This window comes from Corynebacterium sp. HMSC058E07 (assembly GCF_001809885.1).
GTDB lineage: Bacteria > Actinomycetota > Actinomycetes > Mycobacteriales > Mycobacteriaceae > Corynebacterium > Corynebacterium macclintockiae.
The window spans coordinates 58,533-83,087 of sequence record NZ_KV799271.1; the positions used below are offsets into that span (position 1 = coordinate 58,533).

General features: G+C 63.9%; 21 protein-coding genes. 9 read left to right on the forward strand and 12 right to left on the reverse strand.

From position 1 onward, the window contains the following. The first annotated feature begins 9 nt into the window (after positions 1-9). Genes glgX through HMPREF2678_RS04010 form a run of 4 tightly spaced genes read left to right on the forward strand, consistent with a single transcriptional unit; the run spans position 10 to position 6,325 of the window. Complete coding sequence (gene glgX, locus HMPREF2678_RS03995; protein ID WP_070551110.1) at positions 10-2,214, forward strand: glycogen debranching protein GlgX; 2,205 nt, start codon at positions 10-12, stop codon at positions 2,212-2,214. 2 nt (positions 2,215-2,216) lie between these two features. Continuing rightward, entirely contained in the window at positions 2,217-2,972 is a 756-nt protein-coding gene (locus tag HMPREF2678_RS04000) for a BRCT domain-containing protein (protein ID WP_034970035.1), read from the forward strand. Positions 2,973-2,990: 18 nt separating this feature from the next. Beyond that, positions 2,991-5,357 carry a malto-oligosyltrehalose synthase gene (gene treY, locus HMPREF2678_RS04005; protein WP_070551006.1) on the forward strand — a complete coding sequence of 789 codons (2,367 nt, stop codon included), beginning with the start codon at positions 2,991-2,993 and terminating at the stop codon, positions 5,355-5,357. Continuing rightward, complete coding sequence (locus HMPREF2678_RS04010) at positions 5,357-6,325, forward strand: GTP pyrophosphokinase (protein WP_070551008.1); 969 nt, start codon at positions 5,357-5,359, stop codon at positions 6,323-6,325. Before treY ends, HMPREF2678_RS04010 begins: the two co-directional genes overlap by 1 nt. Before the next feature lie 15 nt (positions 6,326-6,340). On the opposite strand, the gene HMPREF2678_RS04015 is transcribed toward HMPREF2678_RS04010, so the two are convergent. The 3 genes from HMPREF2678_RS04015 to HMPREF2678_RS04025 are packed head-to-tail and all read right to left on the reverse strand — an operon-like array spanning position 6,341 to position 7,710. Beyond that, positions 6,341-6,727 carry an RNA-binding S4 domain-containing protein gene (locus tag HMPREF2678_RS04015; RefSeq protein ID WP_051898232.1) on the reverse strand — a complete coding sequence of 129 codons (387 nt, stop codon included), beginning with the start codon at positions 6,725-6,727 and terminating at the stop codon, positions 6,341-6,343. 9 nt (positions 6,728-6,736) lie between these two features. Continuing rightward, positions 6,737-6,988, reverse strand: a complete 252-nt coding sequence (locus tag HMPREF2678_RS04020; protein WP_051873952.1) for a hypothetical protein — start codon at positions 6,986-6,988, stop codon at positions 6,737-6,739. 38 nt (positions 6,989-7,026) lie between these two features. Further along, positions 7,027-7,710 carry an IMPACT family protein gene (locus HMPREF2678_RS04025; protein ID WP_070551010.1) on the reverse strand — a complete coding sequence of 228 codons (684 nt, stop codon included), beginning with the start codon at positions 7,708-7,710 and terminating at the stop codon, positions 7,027-7,029. Between the two features lie 30 nt (positions 7,711-7,740). Between HMPREF2678_RS04025 and treZ the strand changes: the two genes are divergently transcribed. Then, entirely contained in the window at positions 7,741-9,438 is a 1,698-nt protein-coding gene (gene treZ, locus HMPREF2678_RS04030; RefSeq protein ID WP_070551012.1) for a malto-oligosyltrehalose trehalohydrolase, read from the forward strand. A 32-nt stretch (positions 9,439-9,470) separates the two neighbouring features. On the opposite strand, the gene dnaE is transcribed toward treZ, so the two are convergent. Beyond that, a complete protein-coding gene (gene dnaE, locus HMPREF2678_RS04035) occupies positions 9,471-13,040 on the reverse strand; it encodes a DNA polymerase III subunit alpha (protein ID WP_070551014.1) in 3,570 nt (1,189 codons plus the stop codon). A gap of 77 nt (positions 13,041-13,117) precedes the next feature. On the opposite strand from dnaE, the gene HMPREF2678_RS04040 reads away from it, so the two are divergent. Together HMPREF2678_RS04040 and HMPREF2678_RS04045 are read left to right on the forward strand one after the other, a co-directional pair. Continuing rightward, positions 13,118-14,296 carry an amino acid deaminase/aldolase gene (locus HMPREF2678_RS04040; protein ID WP_070551016.1) on the forward strand — a complete coding sequence of 393 codons (1,179 nt, stop codon included), beginning with the start codon at positions 13,118-13,120 and terminating at the stop codon, positions 14,294-14,296. Then, entirely contained in the window at positions 14,296-15,645 is a 1,350-nt protein-coding gene (locus tag HMPREF2678_RS04045; RefSeq protein ID WP_034970060.1) for a D-arabinono-1,4-lactone oxidase, read from the forward strand. The genes HMPREF2678_RS04040 and HMPREF2678_RS04045 overlap by 1 nt, the downstream gene beginning before the upstream one ends. On the opposite strand, the gene rarD is transcribed toward HMPREF2678_RS04045, so the two are convergent. From rarD to lspA, 4 genes are read right to left on the reverse strand one after another with little or no spacing between them, the layout of a single operon-like run. Continuing rightward, positions 15,642-16,517 carry an EamA family transporter RarD gene (rarD, locus tag HMPREF2678_RS04050; protein ID WP_034970064.1) on the reverse strand — a complete coding sequence of 292 codons (876 nt, stop codon included), beginning with the start codon at positions 16,515-16,517 and terminating at the stop codon, positions 15,642-15,644. The genes HMPREF2678_RS04045 and rarD overlap by 4 nt on opposite strands. Beyond that, positions 16,518-17,177, reverse strand: a complete 660-nt coding sequence (locus tag HMPREF2678_RS04055) for a hypothetical protein (protein ID WP_070551018.1) — start codon at positions 17,175-17,177, stop codon at positions 16,518-16,520. Further along, on the reverse strand, positions 17,174-18,151 hold the full coding sequence (locus HMPREF2678_RS04060) for an RluA family pseudouridine synthase (RefSeq protein WP_034970068.1): 978 nt from the start codon (positions 18,149-18,151) through the stop codon (positions 17,174-17,176). The genes HMPREF2678_RS04055 and HMPREF2678_RS04060 overlap by 4 nt, the downstream gene beginning before the upstream one ends. Next, the gene (gene lspA / locus HMPREF2678_RS04065; protein WP_230580563.1) at positions 18,148-18,717 is read right to left on the reverse strand and encodes a signal peptidase II; all 570 of its coding nucleotides are present in this window, start codon (positions 18,715-18,717) and stop codon (positions 18,148-18,150) included. The genes HMPREF2678_RS04060 and lspA overlap by 4 nt, the downstream gene beginning before the upstream one ends. A gap of 40 nt (positions 18,718-18,757) precedes the next feature. On the opposite strand from lspA, the gene HMPREF2678_RS04070 reads away from it, so the two are divergent. After that, entirely contained in the window at positions 18,758-19,669 is a 912-nt protein-coding gene (locus HMPREF2678_RS04070; RefSeq protein WP_230580564.1) for a DUF6263 family protein, read from the forward strand. Between the two features lie 41 nt (positions 19,670-19,710). Here HMPREF2678_RS04070 and HMPREF2678_RS04075 read toward each other — a convergent pair whose 3' ends face one another. The 3 genes from HMPREF2678_RS04075 to HMPREF2678_RS04085 form a co-directional block, all read right to left on the reverse strand. After that, positions 19,711-20,265, reverse strand: a complete 555-nt coding sequence (locus tag HMPREF2678_RS04075) for a WKL family lipoprotein (RefSeq protein ID WP_034991806.1) — start codon at positions 20,263-20,265, stop codon at positions 19,711-19,713. A gap of 264 nt (positions 20,266-20,529) precedes the next feature. Beyond that, positions 20,530-21,762, reverse strand: coding sequence for an MFS transporter (locus HMPREF2678_RS04080; protein WP_371325830.1), 1,233 nt, complete (start codon positions 21,760-21,762; stop codon positions 20,530-20,532). Then, entirely contained in the window at positions 21,663-21,989 is a 327-nt protein-coding gene (locus HMPREF2678_RS04085; protein ID WP_034970082.1) for an ArsR/SmtB family transcription factor, read from the reverse strand. The genes HMPREF2678_RS04080 and HMPREF2678_RS04085 overlap by 100 nt, the downstream gene beginning before the upstream one ends. 132 nt (positions 21,990-22,121) lie before the next feature. On the opposite strand from HMPREF2678_RS04085, the gene HMPREF2678_RS04090 reads away from it, so the two are divergent. Continuing rightward, positions 22,122-23,162 carry an asparaginase gene (locus HMPREF2678_RS04090; RefSeq protein ID WP_034970085.1) on the forward strand — a complete coding sequence of 347 codons (1,041 nt, stop codon included), beginning with the start codon at positions 22,122-22,124 and terminating at the stop codon, positions 23,160-23,162. Positions 23,163-23,188: 26 nt separating this feature from the next. Here HMPREF2678_RS04090 and HMPREF2678_RS04095 read toward each other — a convergent pair whose 3' ends face one another. Next, positions 23,189-24,535 carry a DNA polymerase IV gene (locus HMPREF2678_RS04095; RefSeq protein ID WP_070551023.1) on the reverse strand — a complete coding sequence of 449 codons (1,347 nt, stop codon included), beginning with the start codon at positions 24,533-24,535 and terminating at the stop codon, positions 23,189-23,191. Between the last annotated feature and the right edge of the window lie 20 nt (positions 24,536-24,555).

A 24,555-nucleotide genomic window follows, 5' to 3' on the forward strand; every position in this document is an offset into this window, starting at 1 on the left:
ATGGTGCACATGACTTTCGGACTGTCAGATAAAAGTGGATTGCGAGCGCCCGGCGAACCCCTGGTCGGGTGGCCTGGAAAGCCCTACCCTCTCGGCGCCACCTTTGACGGCAACGGCACCAACTTTGCCCTGTTCACCGAAGTAGCAGAAGCCGTGGAACTCTGCCTCTTCGATAGCCAGGGGGCGGAGACTCGGGTGAAGATGGAGGAAGTCGACGCAGACATTTGGCACTGCTACCTGCCCGGCATCGTCCCCGGCCAGCGCTACGGTTACCGCGTACACGGCCCGTGGGATCCGACCCGTGGCTTGCGCTGCGACCCCTCGAAGCTGCTGATGGACCCCTATGGCAAGTCTTTCGACGGCGCCTACGACGGGCACCCTTCGCTGTTCAACTACGACATCAACGATCCTGATAATCCGGAGGCGCGCAACCAGGAGGATTCCGCGCCGCACTCGATGCGCTCGGTGGTTATCAACCCCTACTTCGACTGGCACAACGACCGTCGCCCGAACATCGAGATGCACAAGACCGTCATCTACGAAACCCATGTCAAGGGCCTGACGATGACGCACCCGGATGTCCCAGAGCACCTGCGTGGCACCTACGCCGGCCTGGGCCACCACTCGATCGTGGAGTACTTCAAGGATCTGGGCGTCACGGCCGTGGAGCTGATGCCGGTTCACCAGTTCATCCACGACGACCGCCTGCGGGAGCTGGGACTGCGCAACTACTGGGGCTACAACACCCTGGGCTTCTTCGCCCCGCACCGCGACTACGCGGCATCCCCCAGCGCGGAGGGCGCAATTGCGGAATTCAAGCAGATGGTGCGCAGCTACCACGACGCGGGCATCGAGGTGATCCTGGATGTGGTCTACAACCACACCAGCGAGGGCAACCACATGGGCCCCACCCAGAACTTCCGTGGTATCGACAACGCGGCTTACTACCGCCTGGTCGATGGCGACGAGGCTCACTACATGGACTACACGGGCACGGGTAACTCCCTGAACGTCCGCCACCCGCACACCCTGCAGCTGATCATGGATTCCCTGCGCTACTGGGTCACGGAAATGCACATCGACGGTTTCCGCTTCGACCTGGCCTCCACCCTGGCCCGCGAGTTCCATGACGTCGATCGCCTGTCCGCCTTCTTCGACCTGGTGCAGCAGGATCCCATCGTTAGCCAGGTCAAGCTCATCGCCGAGCCCTGGGACGTCGGGGAGGGTGGCTACCAGGTGGGTAACTTCCCGGCTCTGTGGAACGAGTGGAACGGTAAGTATCGCGATACGGTCCGCGATTTCTGGCGTGGCGAGCCCTCAACGTTGGGCGAGTTCGCCTCCCGCCTGACGGGCTCCTCCGACCTCTACACCGGTCGCCGCCCGACCGCGTCGATCAACTTCATCACCGCCCACGACGGATTCACACTCAACGACCTGGTCAGCTACAACGAGAAGCACAACTCCGACAATGGCGAGGACAACCGTGACGGTGAAAGCCACAACCGTTCCTGGAACTGTGGCGTGGAAGGCCCGACGGATGACGAGGAGATCCTGCAGCTGCGCGATACGCAGCGCCGCAACTTCCTGACCACCCTCTTGCTCTCCCAGGGCACCCCGATGATTTCCCACGGCGATGAGATCGGCCGCACCCAGGGCGGCAACAACAACGTCTACTGTCAGGACAACGAAATCTCCTGGATGGACTGGGAAAACATGGACGAGGGTCTGCACGCCTTCACGCGCTACCTCATCCACCTGCGCCAGGCGCACCCGGTGTTCCGCCGCCGTCGCTTCCTGGCCGGCGGCCCGCTGGGCCAGGACGTGGCGAAGCGCGACATCGCATGGCTCACCCCGGACGGCTCCCTGATGTCCGATTCCGATTGGAACGCGGACTTCGGAAAGTCGCTGATGGTTCACCTCAACGGCATGGCCATCGAGGAGCCGGATCCACAGGGTCGCCCGGTGGAGGACGATTCCTTCATCTTCTGCTTCAACGCCCACCACGAGCCGATCACCTTCACCCTGCCGCGCCGCCACAACGTGATGCACGTCGAGCCGAGCGAGGAGGAAAGCTGGACCGTCGTCGTCGATACGGCAGAGCCGACCGGTGTGCCGGAGGAAACCCGCCGTTTCTCCGGCGGCGATACTCTAGAGATCGCCGCGCGGAGCACGGTGGTTCTGCAGCGCCCGATCACCACGGAGGTCAAGCTCTAAGCATGGCTTCCGGATCGTCCCCCTCCCCTGCGTCTTTCCCCGCCCGGGGCGCGACCGTCACGCTCTCCGAGCAGGAAATCCGGGTGACTCGCTCGCCGCTGAATTCCTCGCTGTACCCCGATGTTTCTCGCCGACCCGACGAGCTTATCGGCTGGTACAAGCAGGCGCCCGATGGCTGTTCGCCGGGGTATATCCAATTACTTTTTGACGCCGAACGCCCCCGCGTGAACTTCTCTCCCTCGCACGCGGACGAGTTCGCCGCCCTTGATCTGCAGCTCACGAATCTGCAGGCTGGGTACCCTCTGGAGGCCGGCCAGGAAAGCGCTGGCTCGAACACGGAGAACAGCGGAAGCGTCTCCGCCGCGGAGTGGGTCAGTTCCGCTGAATCCGCCGGTGGCGGGGACGAGGGGGCGTCACCAAGAAAGAAACAGAAGCGCTCCCCCGCGCCGTGGGCGAAGGTCGCTACCCCGGACGAAGTGCCGGAGGCGAACGATGAAGCAGATATCGACGGCCCCATCTATGGGCAGACGGTGTGCGTGACCGGCGACGTGGAACCCTACGACAAGGGCGAAGTGTGGGACATGATTGCCTCCCGCGGTGGCGTGGTGGCGAAGAACGTCACCAAGAAGACGACGATGTTGATCGTTGGCGAATGGCCAAGCGTGACCTCGAAGGAAAAGCGTGCCCGCGAGCTGCAAAGCAAGGGCCAGGAGCTGCAGATCATAGGGTTTGAGGAGTTCCTGCAGCTAATCAAGTAGGCAAGTAGCCTAGGAGGCATGTCAGCGACCTATCGCCTTCAGCTCCGTGGCCCCGGATCCGACCCCGCCCAAGCCTTCACTTTCGCCGATGCGGAAAAGCACCTGCCGTACTTTTCGCGCCTGGGTGTCTCGCACCTCTACCTGTCCCCGGTGATGCAGTCGCCAAAAGCCTCCACGCACGGCTACGACGTGACAGACCCGTCGACCATCAACCCGGAACTCGGTGGCATCGAAGGCTTGCGGTCCCTGGCCGACAGAGCGCACGAGCTGGGCATCAAGCTGCTGCTGGACATCGTGCCGAACCACGTAGGTGTGGACGACCCGCAGCTAAACCCCTGGTGGTGGGATCTGCTGAAGAAGGGCAAGGAATCCGAGTACGCGGACTACTTCGACGTGGACTGGTCGCAGGACAACGGCGCTGGCGGACGGCTGGGGCTGCCGGTGCTGGGCAGCGAAGAAGACGTGGCGGAGCTGCGGATCGAAGAAGGCGCCGAGGCTGGGGCCGACGGCGAGGGCGCCGAACCGGTGCTGTGCTACTACGACAACCGCTTCCCCATCGCCGAGGGCACCCTCGGCGGCACCCCGCAGGAGGTGCACGACCGCCAGCACTACCGCCTGATGTACTGGCGCGACGGGGTGATTAACTACCGTCGCTTCTTCAGCATCAACGGTCTGGCGGGCTTGCGACAGGAAGACCCGGTGGTGTTCGAGCACTCCCACCGCATTCTGAACCAGCTGATCGCGGCGAACATCATCGACGGCGTGCGCGTGGACCACCCGGATGGCCTGGCCGATCCTTTTAACTACCTGAAGCAGCTGCGCAAGCTGATCGGCGAGGATCGCTGGCTGCTGGTGGAGAAGATCCTGGGGGTCACCGAGCCACTGGATCCCCGCCTGACGGTCGACGGCACCACCGGCTACGATGCGCTGCGTGAGCTCGACGGCGTGTTCGTGCACCGCCCGGCCGTGGGCACCATGGGTGAGCTGGCGCTGGACATGACGGGCTCAAAGTGGGACGCCGAAGCTTTCGACAACGCCGAGTACGAGCTGAAGTCCGAGGTGGCGGGCCAAGAACTCGCGGCGGAGGTGCGCCGCCTGGCCCGCGCGATCCGTAGCGATAACTGGTCGACATCCGGCGAGGCAGTGTCGGACGAAGAACTGCGCGACACCCTCATCGAACTCATCGCGGCAATGCCGGTCTACCGCGCGGACTACGAATCCCTGTCCCGCGTGACCAGCACCGTGATCGCCCAGATGATCATCCGCTACCCGGAACGCGCCGACGCGCTGGACCTGATCGCCACCGCCCTGATTTCCCGCGGCGAGGCAAACGTGCGCTTCGCCCAGGTCTGCGGCGCGGTGATGGCCAAGGGCGTGGAGGATACCGCCTTCTACCGAGGTTCGCGCCTGGTGAGCCTGCAGGAAGTCGGCGGAGCTCCCGACCGCTTCGGAGTTTCCCCCGCCGAGTTCCACCTGCTGCAGGCCGAGCGCGCTCGCCTGTGGCCGAAGGCGATGACGACCCTGACCACGCACGACACGAAGCGAGGCGAAGACGTGCGTAGCCGCATCGGCTGCATCACCGAATCCGCCGAGCGTTTCGCCGAACTCTGCGATGGCATCGAGTACACCGACGGCGGCACCTGCCACTTCCTACTGCAGAACATGATCGGCGTGTGGCCGGTGGACGGCAACGTCTCCGACGAACTGCGGGAGCGCCTGCACGCCTACGCCGAGAAGGCCATGCGCGAAGCTGGAGTACACACCACCTGGTTCGACGTAAACGAGAATTTCGAGAGCTCCATCCACCAGTGGATCGATGCCACCATCGATAACCACGGGGAGGACATCACCGCCTTTGTTGCGCAGATCGCACCTGCGGCGGAGATGGTCTCGCTATCCAAGAAGCTGCTGCACATCATGGGGCCAGGTATCCCGGATATCTACCAGGGCACGGAGTTCTTCACGGATTCGCTAGTCGACCCGGACAATCGCCGACCGGTGGACTTCGCCGAGCGCCTGGAAGCCCTGGATCGCGTCTCCCGCGGCGATGTGCGCGACAAGGACGATGAGCGCCTCTACCTCATCGCCACCGCCCTGCAGATCCGCAACCAGTTCGAGCTGGACAATGCCAGCTACCTTCCCGTCATGGCCACCGGCACCATGGAGCGCCACGTGCTGGGCACCCTGCGCGGCGACGACGTGATCACCCTGGTCACCCGTCGCCCGCTGGATATTCTGCGCGACGGTTGGGCCGACACGACGGTGGCTCTACCAGAGGGCGTGTGGGAGGATCGCCTCTCCGGCAGTATGTGGGAGGGCGAGGTCCCGCTGGCCAGCCTGTTCAGCGAGCGCGGCCAGGCGATCCTTACCCGCATGGGGGCCTGATGTCTGCGCTGCAGGATTACGACGCCTGGATCCACGCCCACCCCACCGTCGCCGCCGACCTGGAGGCGCACGTCATTGATGTTCTTGATGACGCCGGCCTGACGTTTGACCGCGTCAGCGTTCGCATCAAGGATCGAACGAGCTTCGCCCGCAAACTCTCCAACGAGGCGTACCCGGATTACGACTCGTTTACCGACGCGCACGACGTCATCGGCGTGCGGGTCATCACCTTCCACTCCTCGGAGATCCCCCAGCTCAAGGATGCACTATCCGACCTTTTCACCGTGGTGCGAGTCATCGACAAGGCCGCCGAGACCGCCCGCGAGGGGCGCTTCGGGTACGCCAGCCAGCACCTGATTGTGTCCGCAAAGGACGAGCCGTGGGCGGCTGACGAGGGGGCGTCACCAAAGTACATAGAGATACAACTGCGTACGGTGCTGCAGCACGCATGGGCCGAGTTCGAACACGACGTGCGCTACAAGAACCAGGAGCACCCAGACACTAGCGCCCCCGAGGTTCAACGCGCGTTTACGTTGGCCGCGGGGCTCATCGAGCTGGCAGATGAGCAGTTCGACAAGATCGCGAGCATCATCGGAACCCCCGGCGAGGACGTCGAGGGGGCGCTGGACGAAGCATCGCTGCCACGCGTGCTTACGCGGATTGTGGGCGAGAAATACCCGACCTCGCGCGTGGATTACTACCGCTATGCCATCGACATGCTGGCGGCTCACGAGATCACGACGGTCGCGCAACTGCGGGAACTGCTGGCTCCGACGCGCCTAAAGGCGCTGCGTAAGGCCATGAATTACCCCTACTACCCCGGCCAAGTGCGTCTGGTGGACGACATGTTGCTGTTCGCCTATGGGCGCGAACACATCCGCAAGACGGTGCACATTGGCGACAATGCGCAGTCGCGCCCCGGCAGGCTGGGCACGAGGTGGCAGCAGTTGGGGCAAAAGACGGGCTAGAGCTCGCCGGGGAGTTTAGATCTCGCCGCGTTTGAAACGCTCCAGCTGGCGGCGCTCCCGCTTCGTCGGGCGGCCCGCTCCCCGATCCCGGCGCGGCATCGCGGGGATCACGGGCGGGGGTGGCGAATGGTCGATGTAGGCCTTGCGGGCCAGCTCCGCGCCGACGCGCTTGGACAGTAGCTGAGTGACCTCCACGATGTGCTCGCGGTGGTTGATCCACACGCGCACGGTATCGCCCACCACAACCGGCTGGGCGGGCTTCACCGACACGTCGTTGATTTTTACGTGCCCGGCGCGGCAGGCTTCCGCGGCCTGGGAGCGAGTCTTGCACAGGCGGACGGCCCACACCCATGCGTCGACGCGGACCTTGCTAGAAGGGCTAGAAGTTGCAGGGCTGGCCAACGGGGTGCGTCACCACTGATCTTTGTGCTCGACGATCCCCTTGATCTGAAAGCCACTGTAGGCAATGAACGCCACTGCCAGGAGGGGCACGATGATGGCGAAGAAGGTGGTGGGCAGGATCGTTAGGCCACCGACCAAGCTGACTGCACCCACGGCACCGGCGATCTGAATGTTCCGAGAGTGCTTGCGAACCTCGGCCTTGCGCTGGGCGATGGGGTCGTTACCCGCGCGACGGGCGGGCAGGTTGCCGTAATTGCTCATGGTTCTCCAGTGTAGTTAATCAGCGTGTAGTTAATCAGCTACAGCGTGTCCTCGATCCAGCGCTGCCCCTCCAGGTGTGGCTCCGCTGCCCCGCTGGTGATGCTGGCCAGGAAGTCCGGCAGCGGCGCGCCGGGCTCACAGGCGATTGATAGCTCCGCCACGGCCTTGTATTCCACGCCTACCACGGTGTAACCGGCGGCGCGCACTTCGGCTTCCACGCGCCCGGCATCTGCGTGCGGCACGTCGCAGGTGTATAGATCTAGCTGTCGGCGCAGCACCAACGGCACCTGTTGCAGAACCTCGCGGGTGGCCTCCTGGTAAGCGCGCACCAGTCCGCCGGTGCCCAGCTTCACCCCGCCGAAGTAGCGCACCACAACGACCGCAACGTCCTGCAGCGGTTCCGGGGTATGCCAACCCTTCAGCACTTCCAGCATGGGCTGGCCCGCAGTACCGGCGGGTTCGCCGTCATCGCTGGAACGTTCGATCGGCTGCGCGGAGTCCACGTGCACCACGAAGGCGCTGCAGTGGTGACGCGCATCCGGGTACTCGCGCCGGATGCTGTTAATAAACTCGCGCGCCTCGTCCTCGCTGGTGCAGCGCTCGGCCAGCGCGATGAAGCGGGAGCGTTTAATCTCCACCTCCGCGGTGAACCGCCCCTGCTGCGGGCGGACGTAGGAAGGTTCGGGCCGGTTGGCGTTGAGAGGCACTGTATCGTCGGGCATTCTCCCATTATCGCAGCTAGGGTGGAACCCATGTATTCCGTGTGGGCTCCTTTGGCCGAAAACGTAGAACTAGTCTTGCGACCTGCAACAACCGGTACCGAACAGCGCATCCCCATGACCCGCGAGGCCGATAGCTGGTTCCTCGCCGATGTGCCCGCCAATCCCGGCGACCGCTATGGATTCTCCGTCGACGGTTCGCCCGTTTTCCCCGACCCGCGTTCCAAGCGCCAGCCCGACGGTATCCACGGGTTGTCGGAGGTCTGGCAGATCGACAAGCCCCGCACGCAACTGGGCCGCCCGCTGCAGGGCGAGGTTATCTACGAACTTCACGTCGGTACATTCACCGAGGCAGGCACCTTCGACGCCGCAATTGAGAAGCTCGACGAGCTCAAAGCGGTGGGCGTCACCGCCATAGAGCTCATGCCCGTGCAACCCTTCGGCGGCAAGCGCAATTGGGGCTACGACGGCGTGATGTGGCACGCAGTCACGGACGTTTACGGCGGTCCGGACGGGCTGTTGAGGTTTATCGACGCCGCCCACGACCGCGACCTGGCCGTGGTGTTGGACGTGGTGTACAACCACTTCGGCCCCGACGGTAACTACACCGGTGTGTTCGGCCCCTACACCGCCGGCGGCTCGACCGGTTGGGGTGATGTGGTGAATCTGCAGGGCCGGGATTCCGACGAGGTGCGCGCCTACATCCTGGAAGCGGTGCGCCAGTGGACCCAGGAGTTCGGCATCGACGGCCTGCGCCTGGACGCGGTGCATGCGCTGGATGATACGGGCGCGGTGAGCCTCATCGAGCAGATCCGCGACGCTGCGGAGCCGGCCTGGATTATCGCCGAGACGGACCAGAACGATCCCGTGTACACCGAGGGTTACAAGGTCGCGCAGTGGAACGATGACATCCACCACGCGATCCACACCGTCGTTTCCGGCGAAGATCACGCCTACTACTCCGACTTCGGGACGGTCGAGGTACTCGCCACGACGTTCCAGCGGGTGTTCTGGCACGACGGGCGCTTCAGCTCCTTCCGCGGGCGCACGCACGGCCGGCCGGTGACGGATCCGGAGCTGTGGCGTTTCGTGGCGTACACGACCACCCACGACCAGACGGGCAACCGCGCGGCGGGCGACCGGCCGAGCATGAACCTGTCGGTGGACCAGCAGCTGGCGAAGGCCACCTTGGTACTGACCAGCCCGTTCACCCCGATGCTGTTTATGGGCGAGGAATGGGGTGCGTCCACGCCGTTCGCGTTCTTCGTCGACCACGAGAACGAGGAGCTCAACCAAGCCACCCGCGAGGGTCGCATGCGCGAGTTCGCGCGCGCCGGGTGGGATCCAAAGGACGTACCGAACCCGGCGGCCGAGGAGACCTTCCGGGACAGCGTGCTGAAGTGGGCGGAGCGCACGGAATCCCCGCACGCGGAAGTCCTGCGCGGCTATACGGACCTGCTGGAGTTCCGCCGCACCCACCGCCTGGCCGAGGCCGAGCTGCTGGACGTGAGCTGGTGGGCCGACGGCGAGGAACCAGTCAGCGAAGCCCTGGCGGGCGTGAACCCGACGGTGCCGCCGATCGACGCGGACGACGAGCTGGCGCACGGCCGCTGGATCGAGCTGACCTACCAAGCTCCGGAATCCCTGGTGAAGGTCACCGTGAACTTGGCCGACACGCCCCACGATGGGCTGGGGCTCGGCCCGTGGGAGGCGCGCTACGGCACCGAATAGTTAGTTGGCCAGTAGCTGGCCGCGCAGCAGATCTAGGAGAAAATGCCCTCCCAGGTCGAGGCCTTCAAAGCGCCCATCAACGACGGAGACTTGTTCACGCGCATCTCGGGGCCGAGCAGGAACTGAACTTCCTCCTCCCCGTCGATGAGGGTCAGGTAGACATCCGAGTCACCCTTGTTTTGGCTGAGCACGCGGCGCAGGTTGGCCATGTTGCCCGGCGTGGCCTGATCCACGCGGATGTTCAGCCGCAGTGGCACACCGGATCCAGCGCCAACCGTGAGCTCTGCGGACTTGAGATCCTGGCAGAACAGACGCATGTCGTCTTCTCGGTAGTTGATCTTCGCCTTCGCCAGCACGATGTTGTCCTCGACGATCTGCGGGGCCACCATCTGGTAGGTCTTCGGGAACACCAGCAGCTCTACCTGTGCACCATGCTGATCCTCCAGCGTAGCGATCGCCCAGGGGTTGCCGTTGCGGTCGATGCGGCGCTCGACGGCCGAGATGATGCCGCCGATCTTCAGATCCTTGTTGTTCGGCAGTTCGCCGGACAGCACTGTCGTCAGGGGCGTGTCGATCTGCGCGTCAAGGGCATCCTCGAAGCCGTCTAGCGGGTGGCCGGAGACGTAGAGGCCCAGCATGTCGCGTTCCAGCGCCAGCTGGTGCTTGCGCTCCCACTCCTGGTCGGGAACCTCCACGCGGAAGACATCGCCCGCGTCGTCGTCCCCGCCCAGGCCTGCGAACAGGTCGAACTGTCCCTTGGCTGCGGCCTTCTTGGTGGCGGTGACGGCGTCCACCGCGTCCTCGTGCACCAGCACCATGCCCTTGCGCGGGTGGCCCAGCGAGTCGAAGGCGCCGGCCTTAATCAGCGACTCGGTCACGCGCTTGTTTGCCGCGGTCAGATCGATCTTGTCCAGATAGTCAGAGAAGTCCTTGAACGCGCCCTTTTCCTCGCGGGAAGCGATGATGGAGTTCACCACGTCCTCGCCCACGTTGCGCACCGCGCCCAGGCCGAAGCGGATGTCCTTGCCAACGGATTGAAAGGTGTAGCGCGAATCGTTCACGTCCGGGGACAGCACGTGAATGCCCAGGTGACGGCAGTCTGCCAGGTAGATCGCGGACTTGTCCTTCTTATCCGCCACGGAGGTCAGCAGCGCGGCCATGTACTCCGGCGCGTAGTTCGCCTTCAGGTAGGCGGTCCAGAAGGAGACCAGTCCATAGCCCGCGGCGTGGGATTTGTTAAAGGCGTAGCCGGCGAACGGCAGGATCGTATCCCACAGCGTCTTGATGGCATCGGCGGAGTAGCCGTTGGACTTCATGCCCGATTCGAAGGTGACGAACTCCTTTTCCAGCACCTCCGGCTTCTTCTTACCCATTGCCTTACGGAAGCCATCTGCTTGGCCCGCGGTGTAGTTCGCAACCTTCTGGGAGATCTTCATGATCTGCTCCTGGTACACGATCAGACCGTAGGTCTCCTCCAGGATTTCGTGCAGCGCCTCTTCCAGCTCCGGGTGGATCGGCACAATCGGCTTGCGGCCGTTCTTGCGGTCGGCGTACTCCCAGTGCGCGTCCACACCCATGGGACCCGGGCGATACAACGCCAACGCGGCCACGATGTCGTTGAAGCCCGTCGGCTTCATGCGCTTTAGCAGCTTCTGCATGCCCGCGGAGTCCAGCTGGAACACGCCCAGCGTCTCACCGCGCGCCAACAACTCGTAGGTGGGATCATCCACCGTATCGAGGTTCTCCAAGTCCAACTCGAAGTCGCGGTTAGTCTTGATGTTATCGAGGGCGTCACCAATAACCGTAAGGTTTCTAAGGCCCAGGAAGTCCATCTTCAGCAACCCGATGGCCTCGCAGGCGGGGTACGGCCAGCCGGTGATCAGCGCGCCGTCCTGCTTGCGCTTCCACATGGGGATGCAATCCAGCAGCGGAACGCTGGACATAATCACAGCACAGGCGTGCACACCGGCCTGGCGGATCACGCCCTCCAGACCGAGTGCATCCTTGTAGATCTTCGCCACGTCCGGGTCGGTTTCGATCAGCTGGCGCACCTCGGCGGCCTCGGGGTAGCGCTCGTGCTCCGGGTCGGTGATGCCGTGCAGCGGAATGTCTTTAGCCATGATCGCCGGGGGCAGGGCCTTGGTGATCCGGTCGGCCATCTGGAATCCGGCCTGGCCGTAGTGGGCGCGGGCGGAGTCTTTAATGGCCTGCTTCGTCTTCACCGTGCCGAAGGTGATCACCTGTGCGATCTTGTCCTCGCCCCAGCGGTCGGAGGCGTAGCGGATCATCTCACCGCGACGGCGATCGTCGAAGTCGATATCGATATCGGGTGCGGACGGGCGCTCGGGGTTCAGGAAGCGCTCGAACAGCAGGCCGTGTTCCATCGGGTCGATATTCGTGATGGTCAGCGCGTACGCGACCAACGCACCGGCGGCCGAACCACGGCCGGGACCGACGCGGATGCCCACGGAGCGGGCGTACTTGATCAGCTCGGCGACGATCAGGAAGTAGGACGGGTAGCCCTTCATGTCGATCACGCTGATCTCGTACTTGGCGCGGTCGATGTACTCGGCGGGGACTTCCTTGCCCGGGAAGCGCTCCTCCAGCCCCTTCATCACTTCGTGGGTCAGCCAGGTCGTCGGCGTGTGGCCTTCCGGCACGTCGGCGATGGGCATGCGGTCGTGCGGGTGCTCCTCCCAGATCTCGGAGTAGTCCTGCACACGCTCGGCTACCCAGAGGGTGTTGTCGCAGCCCTTCGGTACTTCCTTATCCCACTGCGCGCGGATGTCCTCGGCGGTGCGCAGGTAGTAGCCGGTGCCGGAGAACGCAAAGCGCTTACCGCCCTGATCCAGGGTGGGTTCGTCCAGTGTGGAGCCGGTCTGCACGCACAGCATCACCTCGTGCGCCGGGGCCTGCTGCTCCAGTACGTAGTGGCAGTCGTTGGTCACCAGCGGCGGCAGTTCCAGCTTGCGGCCGATCTCCAGCAGGTCGTCGCGCACCCGCTTTTCGATCTCCAGGCCGTGGTCCATCAGCTCCAGGAAGAAATTTTCTTTGCCGTAGATGTCCTGCCACATGGCGGCGGCTTCCAGGGCCTTGTCGAACTGTCCCAAGCGCAGGCGAGTCTGCACGTCGCCGGACGGGCAGCCGGTGGTGGCGATGATGCCCTCGGAGTGCTGGGCGATCAGCTCGGCATCCATGCGTGGCCACTTGCCCAGCTGGCCTTCGTAGCTGGCCATCGAGGACAGGTAGAAGAGGTTGCGCAGTCCCGTCGCGTTCTCTGCGATCATCGTCTGGTGCAGGTACGCACCGGAGGCCGAGACGTCGTCAGATTTCTGCTCCGGCTTACCCCACCGCACGCGCTGCTGGTTGAAGCGGGATTCGGGGGCGATGTAGGCCTCAATGCCGATGATGGGCTTGATGTCGGCGGCGGTCATCGCCCGGTAGAAAGCATCCGCACCGAACATGTTGCCGTGGTCCGTCATGCCTACTGCGGGCATCCCCTGCCGCTTGGCTTCCGCGGCCAGCATATCGACTTTGGCCATGCCGTCGAGCATGGAGTATTCGGTGTGGTTATGCAGGTGGACGAAGGAGGAACCGCTCATGGTTGGCCATCTTAGCGTGTTGTAAAAATCCCTTTTTTCGGCACATGGGATTCCTTATCGCTATACAGTTACTTTCCATGAAGAAAGATACCCGCCTCGCAGTGGCGCACCTGGACGCACCCTTCGCGGTGCTCGATCTGGATGCCGCCAGAGCCAACGCGCAAGACATGGCGCACCGTTCTCGCGGTACCCCGATTCGGGTGGCCAGCAAGTCGCTGCGTATCCGTTCGCTGATCTCGGAGGTCCTTACCCTCCCCGGTTATCGCGGAATCTTGGCCTACAACCTGAACGAAGCGCTATGGCTCTGCGAGGAGCAGGTCAGCGATGACATCCTCGTTGCCTACCCTTCTGCCCACCGCGAGGCGCTGCATCATTTGATCCACGATGCGCGCGCCCGCGAGGCCATCACCCTCATGGTTGATTCGGTCGCTCACCTGGACTTTATCGACTCTGTGGTGCCGCCCCACGAGCGTGGAGACATTCGGGTTTGTATTGATATTGACGCCGCGTTGCGCGCCGGCCCCGTTCACATCGGAGCCTTACGTTCCCCTCTGTACACGGTGGCGGAGGTTCGCGACTTCGCCCGACAGGTCCGCCAGCGCGAGGGATTCCGTTTGGTTGGCCTCATGGCCTACGAGGGTCAGGTCGCCGGCACCACGGACACCTCCCCTGCCATCGCGGCGATGAAGGCGCTGTCGGTGCGTGAGCTGGCTAGCCGTCGCGCAAAGATCGTCGCCGCCGTCGCCGAGGAACTGCGCGTGGCGGGTCTGCCTCCTCTGGAGTTCGTCAACGGTGGCGGCACCGGCTCGATCGAAACCACCAGCGCGGAGGCCGCCATCACCGAGATCGGCGCGGGCTCCGGCATCATCGGCCCCGGACTGTTCGACCACTACCGCCAGTTCCAGCCAACTCCGGCGCAATGGTTCGTCGTGCCAGTGGTGCGCCGCCCTGGGCCGGAGACAGTGACGGTCGCCGGCGGAGGACGTATCGCCTCTGGTCCCCCGGGCAAGGATCGCCTGCCGGTCGTCGACTGGCCAAGGGATCTAAAGATGGCCCCGCTGGAAGGCCCCGGCGAAGTGCAGACTCCGCTGAGCGGCTCCGCAGCCCGGAACTTGCGCCTCGGCGACCACGTGTGGATGCGCCACGCGAAGGCCGGCGAGGCAACTGAATACATCGATAGCGTGCTGGTCGTCTCGGCCGGTGAAATTGTCGCGGAATGGCCCACCTACCGCGGCGAAGGAAAGAGTTTTGTCTAATGAGCACCACTATTACCCGCAAGCCCGCCCATAACTCCCGCTGGTCCAACTGGTCCGGCGTGACCACCGGCCAGCCGCGCAAACAAGTGGCTCCGCGCGATGAGGCGGAACTGATCCAGCTGATCCAGCGCGCCGCCGCATCCGGGGAAAGGATCAAGCCCATCGGCGCCGGGCACTCCTTTACCTCCGTCGCCGCGACCGATGGCATCCAGGTCAGCCTGGACAACCTAGCGGGCTTGATCCACTTTGACCCGCAGAAGATGACCGCCCGCCTGCGCGCCGGAACCCGCCTGCGGGATGTGCCGGGCATCCTGGCTCCCCTGGGAGTGGCACTGGCCAACCAGGGGGATGTCGATCCGCAGTCGTTGGCTGGCGCGATCGGCACCAGCACCCACGGCACGGGTCTGGGATTCACCGGTTTCGCTGGCATGTTGCGAGCTTTCCGCATCATCACCCCGGACGGCCACGCCCACGAATGCTACGCCGGCGCGGAGGGCATCGCCGGAGAGCTCTACGACATCGCCCGAGTCTCGCTGGGCGCCTACGGCATCATTACCGAGGTAGAGCTCGACGTGGTGGATACCTTCGTTCTGCATGCGGTCGAGCGGGCGGAACCAAACGCACAGGTGGTGGATAACTTCGCCGAGCGCGTGCGGGGCGAGGACCACCTGGAGTTCTACTGGTTCCCCGGCACCGACGTGGCCCACGTGAAGACGAACACCCGACTGCCAGGCAATACTCCAACCAACCCAGTACCACGCTGGAAGGAGGTCTTCGACGACGAACTGCTCAACAATGGCGCCTACCGCGCGATGTGCGACCTGGCGCACTTCTTCCCCCGGCTGAGCAAGCCCTTTGCGAAGCTGAGCGCGAAGACCCTGGCGCAGCGCGAATACTCCAACGTCGCCCACGATGTATTCGTCAGCTCGCGCCGCGTACGTTTCAACGAGATGGAGTACTCCGTTCCTCTGGCGGACGCCCGCGAGGTCCTGCGAGAGGTCCAGCACACTATGAACACGTGCGGCGAGCAGGTGCTGTTCCCCATCGAGGTCCGCGCAACCGCCGCCGATGACGTGCCGCTGTCCACGGCGAAGGGACGCGAGTCCTGTTACATCGCCATCCACCGCTACAACAAAGACAGCCACCAGGCTCTGTTCCGGCACATCGAGCCGATCTTCAAGTCCGTTGCTACGGGGCGCCCGCACTGGGGGAAGCTGCACACCCTCACCCACGAGGACCTCTTGGCGCGGCACGAGGATCTGGCGCGTGCCTGCGAGGTACGCGCAAAGGTGGATCCGCAGGGCATGATGCGCAATGCGATGGTGGATCGGGTTTTCGGCCTGGCCTAGCTCAGCTTCTTCACCCGCCGTACCCGCGGCGGGCGGTTGCTTACCAAGTCAACGATGAAGACAACCACCGCAAGCCAGATCAGCACGAAGCCGACCCAGCGGGCGGGTTCGATGTGCTCGCTGTTCACAAAGACCGCCCACAGCATCTGGATCACCGGCGTGATGTATTGAACCATTCCCAAGCTCGTTAAAGACATCTCCTGGGCGGCGCGGGCGAAGCACAGAAGCGGCAGCGCTGTCACCACGCCCGCCAGCATCAGCAGTGCGGCGTGGCCAGCGCCCAGCTGCACGTAAGTGTTGGCGCCCCGGGACTGCAAAAATCCCAGGTAAATCAGCCCTACCGGCGCCAGGACAAGGGTCTCGGCGGTGAGGGACTGAATGGGCGTCAAACTAACCTGCTTTTTGACGAGCCCGTAGAACCCGAAGCTAAAAGCCAACGCCAGGGAGATCACCGGCGGCGACCCCAGCGCGACGGTCAACACCACGACGGCGATGGTGGCAATGCCGACAGAGACAAACTGCAGGCGGCGCAGCTTCTCCCCCAACACGATCACGCCCAGCAGCACGCTGACCAGGGGGTTAATAAAGTATCCAAGGGCGGCATCGGCAACGTGATTGTTGTTGACCGCATAGATGTACAGCCCCCAGTTCACACTGATCAGCAGCGCGGCGATGGCGACGGTCCGCCACTGCCGGGCTGTGATGGAGCGCAGCTGCTTAAACCCGCGTATGGCGGCGAGCACCAGCAGCATAAACACCAGCGTCCACACAAAGCGGTGCGCCAGGATCTCCATCGGCGTGGCCGGTTGCAGCAGGGGGAAGAAGGCGGGAAACAGCCCCCACATCAGGTAACACAGCAGGCCCCAGATCAACTATCTCGCTCCCATCGGTCGAATCCCAATGCGTCCGTACACCGCCCCCGGATCTGCAGGTTCCACGGCATAGGCGCGTTTCGCCAGCTCACGGAGCTGCTCCGGGGTTGCGTGGACTAGCACTCCGTCGATACGCAGCTTATCCGGTTGTGTGTGCGCACTCCGCGCCATGCGCCCCACGGCGCGGTTGATAACGTCAGCGCGGGTATGCCCCACCGCTGGTTCCGGCAGCGTCGCATAGGCCGTCGCGCCGAAGTAGAGGGTGCTCACTCGCGCATCGATGCCTTTGAGCAGCTCGATCACCTCGCCGGAATTCCATGCGTGCTCCGGTGCCGGGGAAACTAGCGCCCAGCGCGGTTCTTCGCCGGTCATGTGGTCGAGTTGTTCGCGCGCGTGCTCGCGGTACTGCGCCGGGGTGCCTTCGAAGGGGCCGAGCTGGTCGCCGTTGATGTTCGGCGCTTTGGAGGTCAGGTCTGATGCGCCCATGGCAATGACGCCACATCCCATCGCAATGAGGCAAATGCCGGACAGCCAAGCGACCCAGCCCGGTCGGCGGGTGTCCTCCCAGTCCAGCTGGCGCTGGCGCTTTTTGTTAGCTTTTAGCTGCTGCGGGCTACGCCCCCGATACTGCTGATCGGGGTGTTGCTGGAACTGGCTCACGGCTGGTGGCCTCCAGCGTTCTTCGTGCCCTTCGCGCCGATGCCGTTGGCATCCCGCAGCCTATCCAGCGCCTGCTGCAGATCCTGGGGGTATGGCGATTGCACGGTCCTCCACGACCCATCCGGGTGCGGGAACCCCAGCTCCACGGCATGCAGCCATTGGCGGTTGAGGCCTAGCCGTTCGGAGAGCTTCGGATCGCTACCGTACATCGGATCCCCGCACAGCGGGTGATGCAGGGCGGAGAAATGCACGCGGATCTGGTGTGTACGACCGGTCTGCAGTTTGACCTCCAGCAAGCTGGCTTGGCGGTGGGCCTCCAGCGTGTCGTAGTGGGTAATCGCGTGCTTGCCATCCTCGCGCACGCTGAAGCGCCAACCTGCGGAGGGGTGGCGTCCGATGGGGGCATCGATGGTGCCGGAGGTCGGGTCGGGGTGCCCTTGCACCAGTGCGTGATAGGTCTTGGAGACCTCGCGATCCCGGAAGGCGTTCTTCAGCACGCTGTAGGCACGCTCGCTGGCTGCCACAATCATCACGCCGGAGGTGCCGACGTCTAGCCGCTGCACGATTCCCTTGCGCTCTGGCGGACCGGAAGTAGAAATGCGGAAGCCCGCAGCCGCCAGACCGGAGGTCACCGTCGGGCCATCCCAGCCGACGGTGGGGTGGGCAGCCACGCCGACGGGCTTGTCCACCGCGATGACGTCCTCGTCGGAGTACAGGATCTCCATCCCCTCCACATGCCGGGCCGGTTCGGCGGCCAGATCCCGAGGCGGGGCGGGAAGGGTCACGTCCAGCCATGCGCCCGCAATGAGCCGATCGGACTTCCCCACCGGCGACTGGTCCTGCAGAATGTCGCCATCGGCGGCCAGCTCCGCAACTGCGGTACGGCTGAGTCCCAGCAACTTGGACAGTCCTGCGTCCACCCGCATTCCCGCCAGGCCATCCGGCACCGGCATCACTCGGTTTTCCCGGGTCATCGGTTCTCCTCCCCCTCGCTCACCTCGCTGGTATCGCTGGTATCGCTAGTATCGCTGGCCTCACTGGACTCGCTAGCCCGCTCGGCGCGCACATGATTCGCCGGCTCGATGAAGAATGCGTAGATCACGTAACACGCCACTCCGACGGTGATGGCGGCGTCAGCAACATTAAAAATGGCGAAGCTACCGAAAGACAGAAAGTCCACAACGTGGCCGTGCATACCTCCCGGCTCGCGAAAAACACGGTCGATCAGGTTGCCCGCTGCGCCGCCCCCGATCAGGCCAATCGGCAGCGCACCTGCCAAGTAGCGTGTGCGCAGAGCCAGAACGATACAGGCCAGGAAGGCGATCAGCTGGAAGCAGGAAAAGAAGATGGTGGCGCTGGTTCCCATCGAAAACGCCGCACCCGGATTGCGCACCAGGTACAGGCGGAAGAATTCGCCGATAACGGGGTAGGCCCGCTGTGGCTCGAGGTTCTCGACGACCGCCCATTTCGTGATCTGGTCGACGGCGATGATCCCAAACATCAGGGTCAAGGCTGCGATAGATGCGCGTTTCGAAGTCACGGTTAAGTAGTCTAATGTCCGCCTGTTACGCTGTGAACTTGTGGGTAATTCTAGGAAGTCCGCGCTAGCCGTGTGCAGCGCCATTGGCCTGGCCTTTGCGGCCGTTGGTTGCTCCGATACCGAGGAGCCGCAATCTAAGCCAGCCGACGTGGCTGTGCCAGGTGTAAAGATCGAAGTGCTGAGCCGTGGCGCCACCCCGCAGGAACCCCTCGTGTGGTTCTCCCAAGGGGGCAGCCAAGAGGTTTCCTTCGACGCCACCCAGGGCTTTGAACAGCACACGAAGGGGAATGACAAAAATAGTCCCGATGTTGCGGAGCTGGATTACGACGAGGTGACGATGCACCTGCCGCTGTCCGCCGAGGCTTCCACCGATGGCAAGGGCCGCCAGAGCACCGTGACCGTGGGCAAGCCATCCGGCACGAATGAGGACAAGAACGACGACATCGCCACGGCCGAGGGCTTTAAGGTGTCCTCCGAGCAAGACGTCGACGGCCGGGTGACCTCGCGCAGCTACAGCGCCCCCGATAGCGCCAGCCAGACCGCCCGCGCCAGCGTGGAATCCGCGCTGAACCAGATGAATGACTTCCCCATCGTCTTCCCCACTCCGGCAGTCGGTGTGGGCGCGAAGTGGACAGTGTCCAACCGCGTCGATGGTGATATATCGATGAAGCAGGACATCACCTACACCCTGCTGGAGCGCCAGGGTCAGTCTGTCTCCTTGAAGGTAGAGGTTCAGCGCCTGCCTGCTGTGTCCACTCTGGCGCAGACCGATTTGAAGGTGCTGTCTGTGAACACGGAGTCCACCGGGCAGATCGCACTGGACCTCAACAAGGTACTGCCTACCCGCGGGCACATTAACGTGAAAACAAAGATCATCTACGGGCAGGACAAGTCCCCGGTACATGTGGTGCAAACCACGACCTCGAAGTCCAAGTGGAGCCCAAAACAATAAAAGCGGCCCCCGGTGTGGGAGCCGCTAGTTAAGGGTAGAGCTTAAAGCTCATTACACATCGGCGGAACCTGGTCCGGCAAAACATTTTCTACCAGGGTGCAGGCCCATCCCTGATCCAGCTTCCACTTACCGCCCTCGTTAACGAACTCCACGTCGCTGACCACGTGCGGTTCCTGGTTCGGCACGGTCAGCTTCACGGTGGCGTTGACGTTGCCCGGATTCAGGCTCGGCAGTACGGGCTCGACGACCTCGAGGGTCGCGCCGGACTCGGTGCGGGACTTCGTCAGGGCGTCAAAAAGCTCCGGTGCCTGCTCGCCGTTGACAACCGTATCGGTCTTCTGGTCCGTCGGCACCTTGGGGTCCACAGCGCGGTTCAGCACGGCAGCCAGCTGCTCTACGGTCGGGGTTTTGCTATCCCCCGCACCTTCGGACTGGGCGGCGTTGGGCTTAGCGGAGCTGGAGGTCGAGGAGTTATCGGAGGAATCCTCATCGCCACCACAGGCAGACAGGGTTAGGCCAGCGGCCAGCATGGCGGAGATAGCCGTTGCGCGGGTAAAGATCTTGGTGCTGCGAGAGTGGCGCTGGGTAGAACGCACGAGAATGCTCCTTCGATGGTTGGACAATGTAATGCTACTGATCGTGTGCAATTAGCCGAGTAAGAAAATAGTGCTCTGTGGCACACTGCCGTAGACAGCTGTGCACATGGAGTACACATCCCAAGAAATTTGGGGAACCAGGTTCCGACTATACAAGCCATACTGTTGCAGATGTTATTCGTGTGATTTGCGCCAAAACGCACGAACCGTCGACCAGGGATGGACATGACAGAAGCAGTCTCCCCCATGCGTTGGCATACACGACTATTCCGTGGCGCTCATGTGCTGCCGAGCAAACTGACTGAGCAGCGCCAGTACTGCTACGCTCGCCGCGGAAATGCAGAGAACGGTTGGTGTCGCATCTGCGGAAACCAGTAAAGCCCCGAAGATTGCCCCCAGTGCGGACCCCAAGTAATTGGCGGAAGCATTCGCAGCCACAGCTGTAGCCCCGTCGGCCGGATTCGCCTGAAGCAAGATGTGTTGCTGAGGTGCGAGCGAGGCCCACCCGCACATTCCCCAGAGAAACAGGCTAGCGACCAAAATCCACGCGGTTTGGTCTTGCGTCATGCCGAGCAGCGCGAAAGTGAGGCCTCCGAGTATAACCATGCTTAGTTGCAACGGGGCACGCCGGTCTAACAGTCTGCCTACGCCTAGCGCTCCCACCGCACCCCCAATGCCCCAGACCCAGATCGCAAGCGTCTGGTGAGACGCCAAGCTCCCTGAGGACAAAATCACAGTCATGTAGGTGTAAAGCCCCAGAGAAGCGACACCTGTCAGAAGAGTTACGGTCACCGTAACTATATTTTTGGGTCGCGCGATCGAGAGCAACCGTTCACGAGCGCCCGAAGCAGGAATAGCAGGCAGGTCGCGGCCCCGCAGAAAAGTTCCCGCCAGCGCCGCGCCTCCGATAGCTGCGATCAGCAGGATGGCGGCTCGCCATCCCCAGTACTGCGCTAGTGCCAGACCTGCTGGGACTCCAAATACGGTGCCAACTGCCAAACCCGCAAGGACTAGCGCCAGTGCACGTCCACGACGTACTTCCCCTGCAATCTCTGCCGCGACCGCGGACGACAGCGGTGAGTACACACCCGCTGCTGCGCCAGCCACCACTCGGGAGCCTAAGAAGAACTCAACAGTCGGCGAGAACGCCGTGGCTAGGTTTGCCACAGTGAAGATAAGCAGGGACACGATCAGGCTCTGTCGTGACCGCCTTCCCGCGCGTCCAGCTAACAAGGGGCCTGCTATCGCATATGAGCCGGTGAAGGCCGCTACTCCCAGGCCGACAGTAGCTTCGCGTGCGTCTAGAGATGAGGCGATAGTAGGAAGGAGACCGGCGACAACATATGCGTCCAGCCCGAGCGCGACACTGCCCACCACGAAGGGCCAGAGCCGCCCCATCATTCCTGTACCTCTGTAGGGACAGCATTGGCCACCACTGCTGAAAGCACTCCAGGGAACAAGCGATCGAGATCCTCCCTCCTCAACCGGATCAGACATGCACGCCCCTCCCCCCGGGTCCATGTCACCCCTGCCTCCCGCAACATGCGGGTGTGGTACGTCAGCGTCGACCGGGGCAAGTCGTCCGCGAGCTCGAGACTGTCGTGCTCGAGCCCGTCAGCCAGACGACGAATCATCTCGAGACGCGTGGGATCGCTCAAGGCTGCCAGCACCCTGGCCAGGGTAATTTCATCAGGCTCCGGGTGGTGGTACTTGCGAGGGGACATGGAACCTCCTTCAATCGTGCAGCAATACCTGCATAATAATCATGCAAGTATTCCTGCACAACTCCGTCCTATTCGCCGAAACTCCATCAACATCTTCGATCAACGCGACTAAGCGTCACGTACATTGGTCACATGACTTCCACCCCCTCGCGGAACTGCCTGCAGATCCCCGTCCTCGGCACCGGCGGCACCATCAGCTGCACCCACTCCCCCGAAGGCGACCTTGTTCCAACCCTGACCTGTGCAGACATTGTCAGGCAGGCTCACGTTCCGCAGGGGTTCGAGGCCCTGCCACACGACATCATGAGCATCGACTCCAGCTCCATCACCCTCCCCCAGATCGACCAGCTCGTCGCCCACATCGCACGCTTCTACTCCCCCACTCCGGCGGGCATCGTGGTGTTGCACGGCACGGACACGATGGAGGAATCCGCCCTGGCCGCCGCCTGTGCCCTTGAGCTGCCCTGCCCTGTGGTGTTTACGGGCGCCCAGCGCCCGGGTGATGACGCCGCACCGGACGGCCCGGCCAACCTTTCCCGCGCGTTCGCCGCGCTTGCCTCCGGTGAGCTCTCCCCGGATGTCCACATCGTTTTCGGGGATGCCATCCTGCCCGCCCGCGGGGCGTACAAGGCGCACACAACGGCAGAGACCGCCTTCCGCAACGCGCTGGCCGACTCCGGTCAAGAGGCACCTTCACCCGGCTCAGAAGGAACGGGATCCGGCTCGGCAGAAACAGAGCCCGACCCCACCAGCGCCCCCGCCCCGCCGCAAATCGCGGGCCTGAACGTGCCGATAGTCACCACCTTTGCCGGCGATGACGGGCTGCTCATCCGCGCGCTGCGGGAGCGGGACGGCGCCGGTTCAGATCGCGACGGCGCGGTGCCGGATCGCGACGGCGCGGTCCACGGCCTGGTGCTGGCTGCCATGGGCTCCGGCAACATCCCCACCGCGGTCGCGGCAGAGCTGTCCGCCTGGCGCGCCGATCGCAGTGCCCAGGCAGGCGAGCTTCCCGTGGTCGTGTGCAGCCGCGTGCCCACCGGAGGGGTTTCCTTCGTCTACGGCGGCAGTGGCGGCGGGGCACAGCTCGCCCGCGACGGCCTCCGCAGCGGCGGGGCGCTGCGCCCCAGCCAGGCGCGGATCGAACTGCTCTACGAAATCGCCCGCGGCCGCTAGCGCCCCGTGCCCCGCTCTCGCTAGGCTCACTCCTCCACCAGCCCGTCCAGATCCCAGCCCAAGCTGTCCAATGGATCCGCGGGGCTTAGGTCCTCGTCGTCAATCCGGAAGGTGCGGGTCTTCCCCGGGCCGGTCGCGGCGGTCTCGAAACGCACGCTGACCACCCCGTTGCCGGCCCCTTGGACCCACCCGTGCCCATATTCCACGTGCGAAACATCCTGGGTGGCGCGCCAACGGGGCTGGGCCGTGGTGGCGTCATGAGTAAAGACAGAAAGACCCGAATCGGCCTCGTTACCAGCGACGATGGGCACCGGCGGGCCGTCGAGTTCGGGGAACAACAGCTCCTGGCGATCGGCCACCAGGCCGGAGACGCTCACGCCGACCAGGCGAAAAGCGCCGGCCTCCTCCGGGCGCGGCAACAGGCGCTGGGCTAGGGCGAAGATCTTGTCGAAGTCCTCCGTCGGCGCGGGCAGCCCGGCGGACTTGGTGTGCAGCTGGAAGTCGGTGGTGCGGGTCTTGACGGTAACGGTGCGGGCTGCGCGGCCGTCCTTTAGCAGACGTCGGTGCATCGCCAGCGCGGTCTCGTGCAGCACACGCATGGCCTCCGTGGTGGTGCGCGCGTCCACCTGCAGAGTCTTTTCGGCGCTGACCTGTTTGGCGGGCGCACGGGGAGCAACGGGGCGCGGATCATCCCCGGCGGCCATGCGCTGCACCTCCGCGCCGACGGACCCCAAAGCCCCGCGAATATCGGCGGCATCTGCCGCTACGAACTGGCCGATCGTATCGATACCCATGGTGTGCAGCTTCCCCTGTGCCACTTTGCCGATCCCCCACACGTCGCCAACGGGCCGATCGGCAAAGACTTCCATTCGGGACTCCGGCGGCACAACGAACACCCCATGGGGCTTGGCCAGATCGCTGGCCATCTTCGCATCCAGCTTGGTGGCGGCCATGCCGACAGATGCTGGCAGGCCGGTCTCTTCTTCCACCGTGGCCTGCAGCTTTTCGGCCCACTCGCGGGCCTCTTCGGCGCTGGTCAACCCCTGTGGCTCGGCGAAGCCCTCGTCCACGGAGAGCTGCTCCACCACGCCCGCGTGCGCCCGGATGACCTGGAAGATGCGCCGCGAAGCAGCGGTATAGACCTCCTTGCGCGGCAGCACCACCACCGCGCGGTGGTTGCACAGGCGCACGGCCTGGCTCATCGGCATTGCAGAACGCGCACCGTAGGCACGGGCTTCGTAAGAGGCACCGGCCACCACCCCGCGGCCGCCCAGCCCGCCGACCAGCACGGGCCGGTCGCGCAGGGTCGGTCGGGTGAGCTGCTCGACGGAGGCGAAAAACGCATCCATGTCGATGTGAGCCACCCAGCGCATGTTCCTACCCTGCGGGTCTA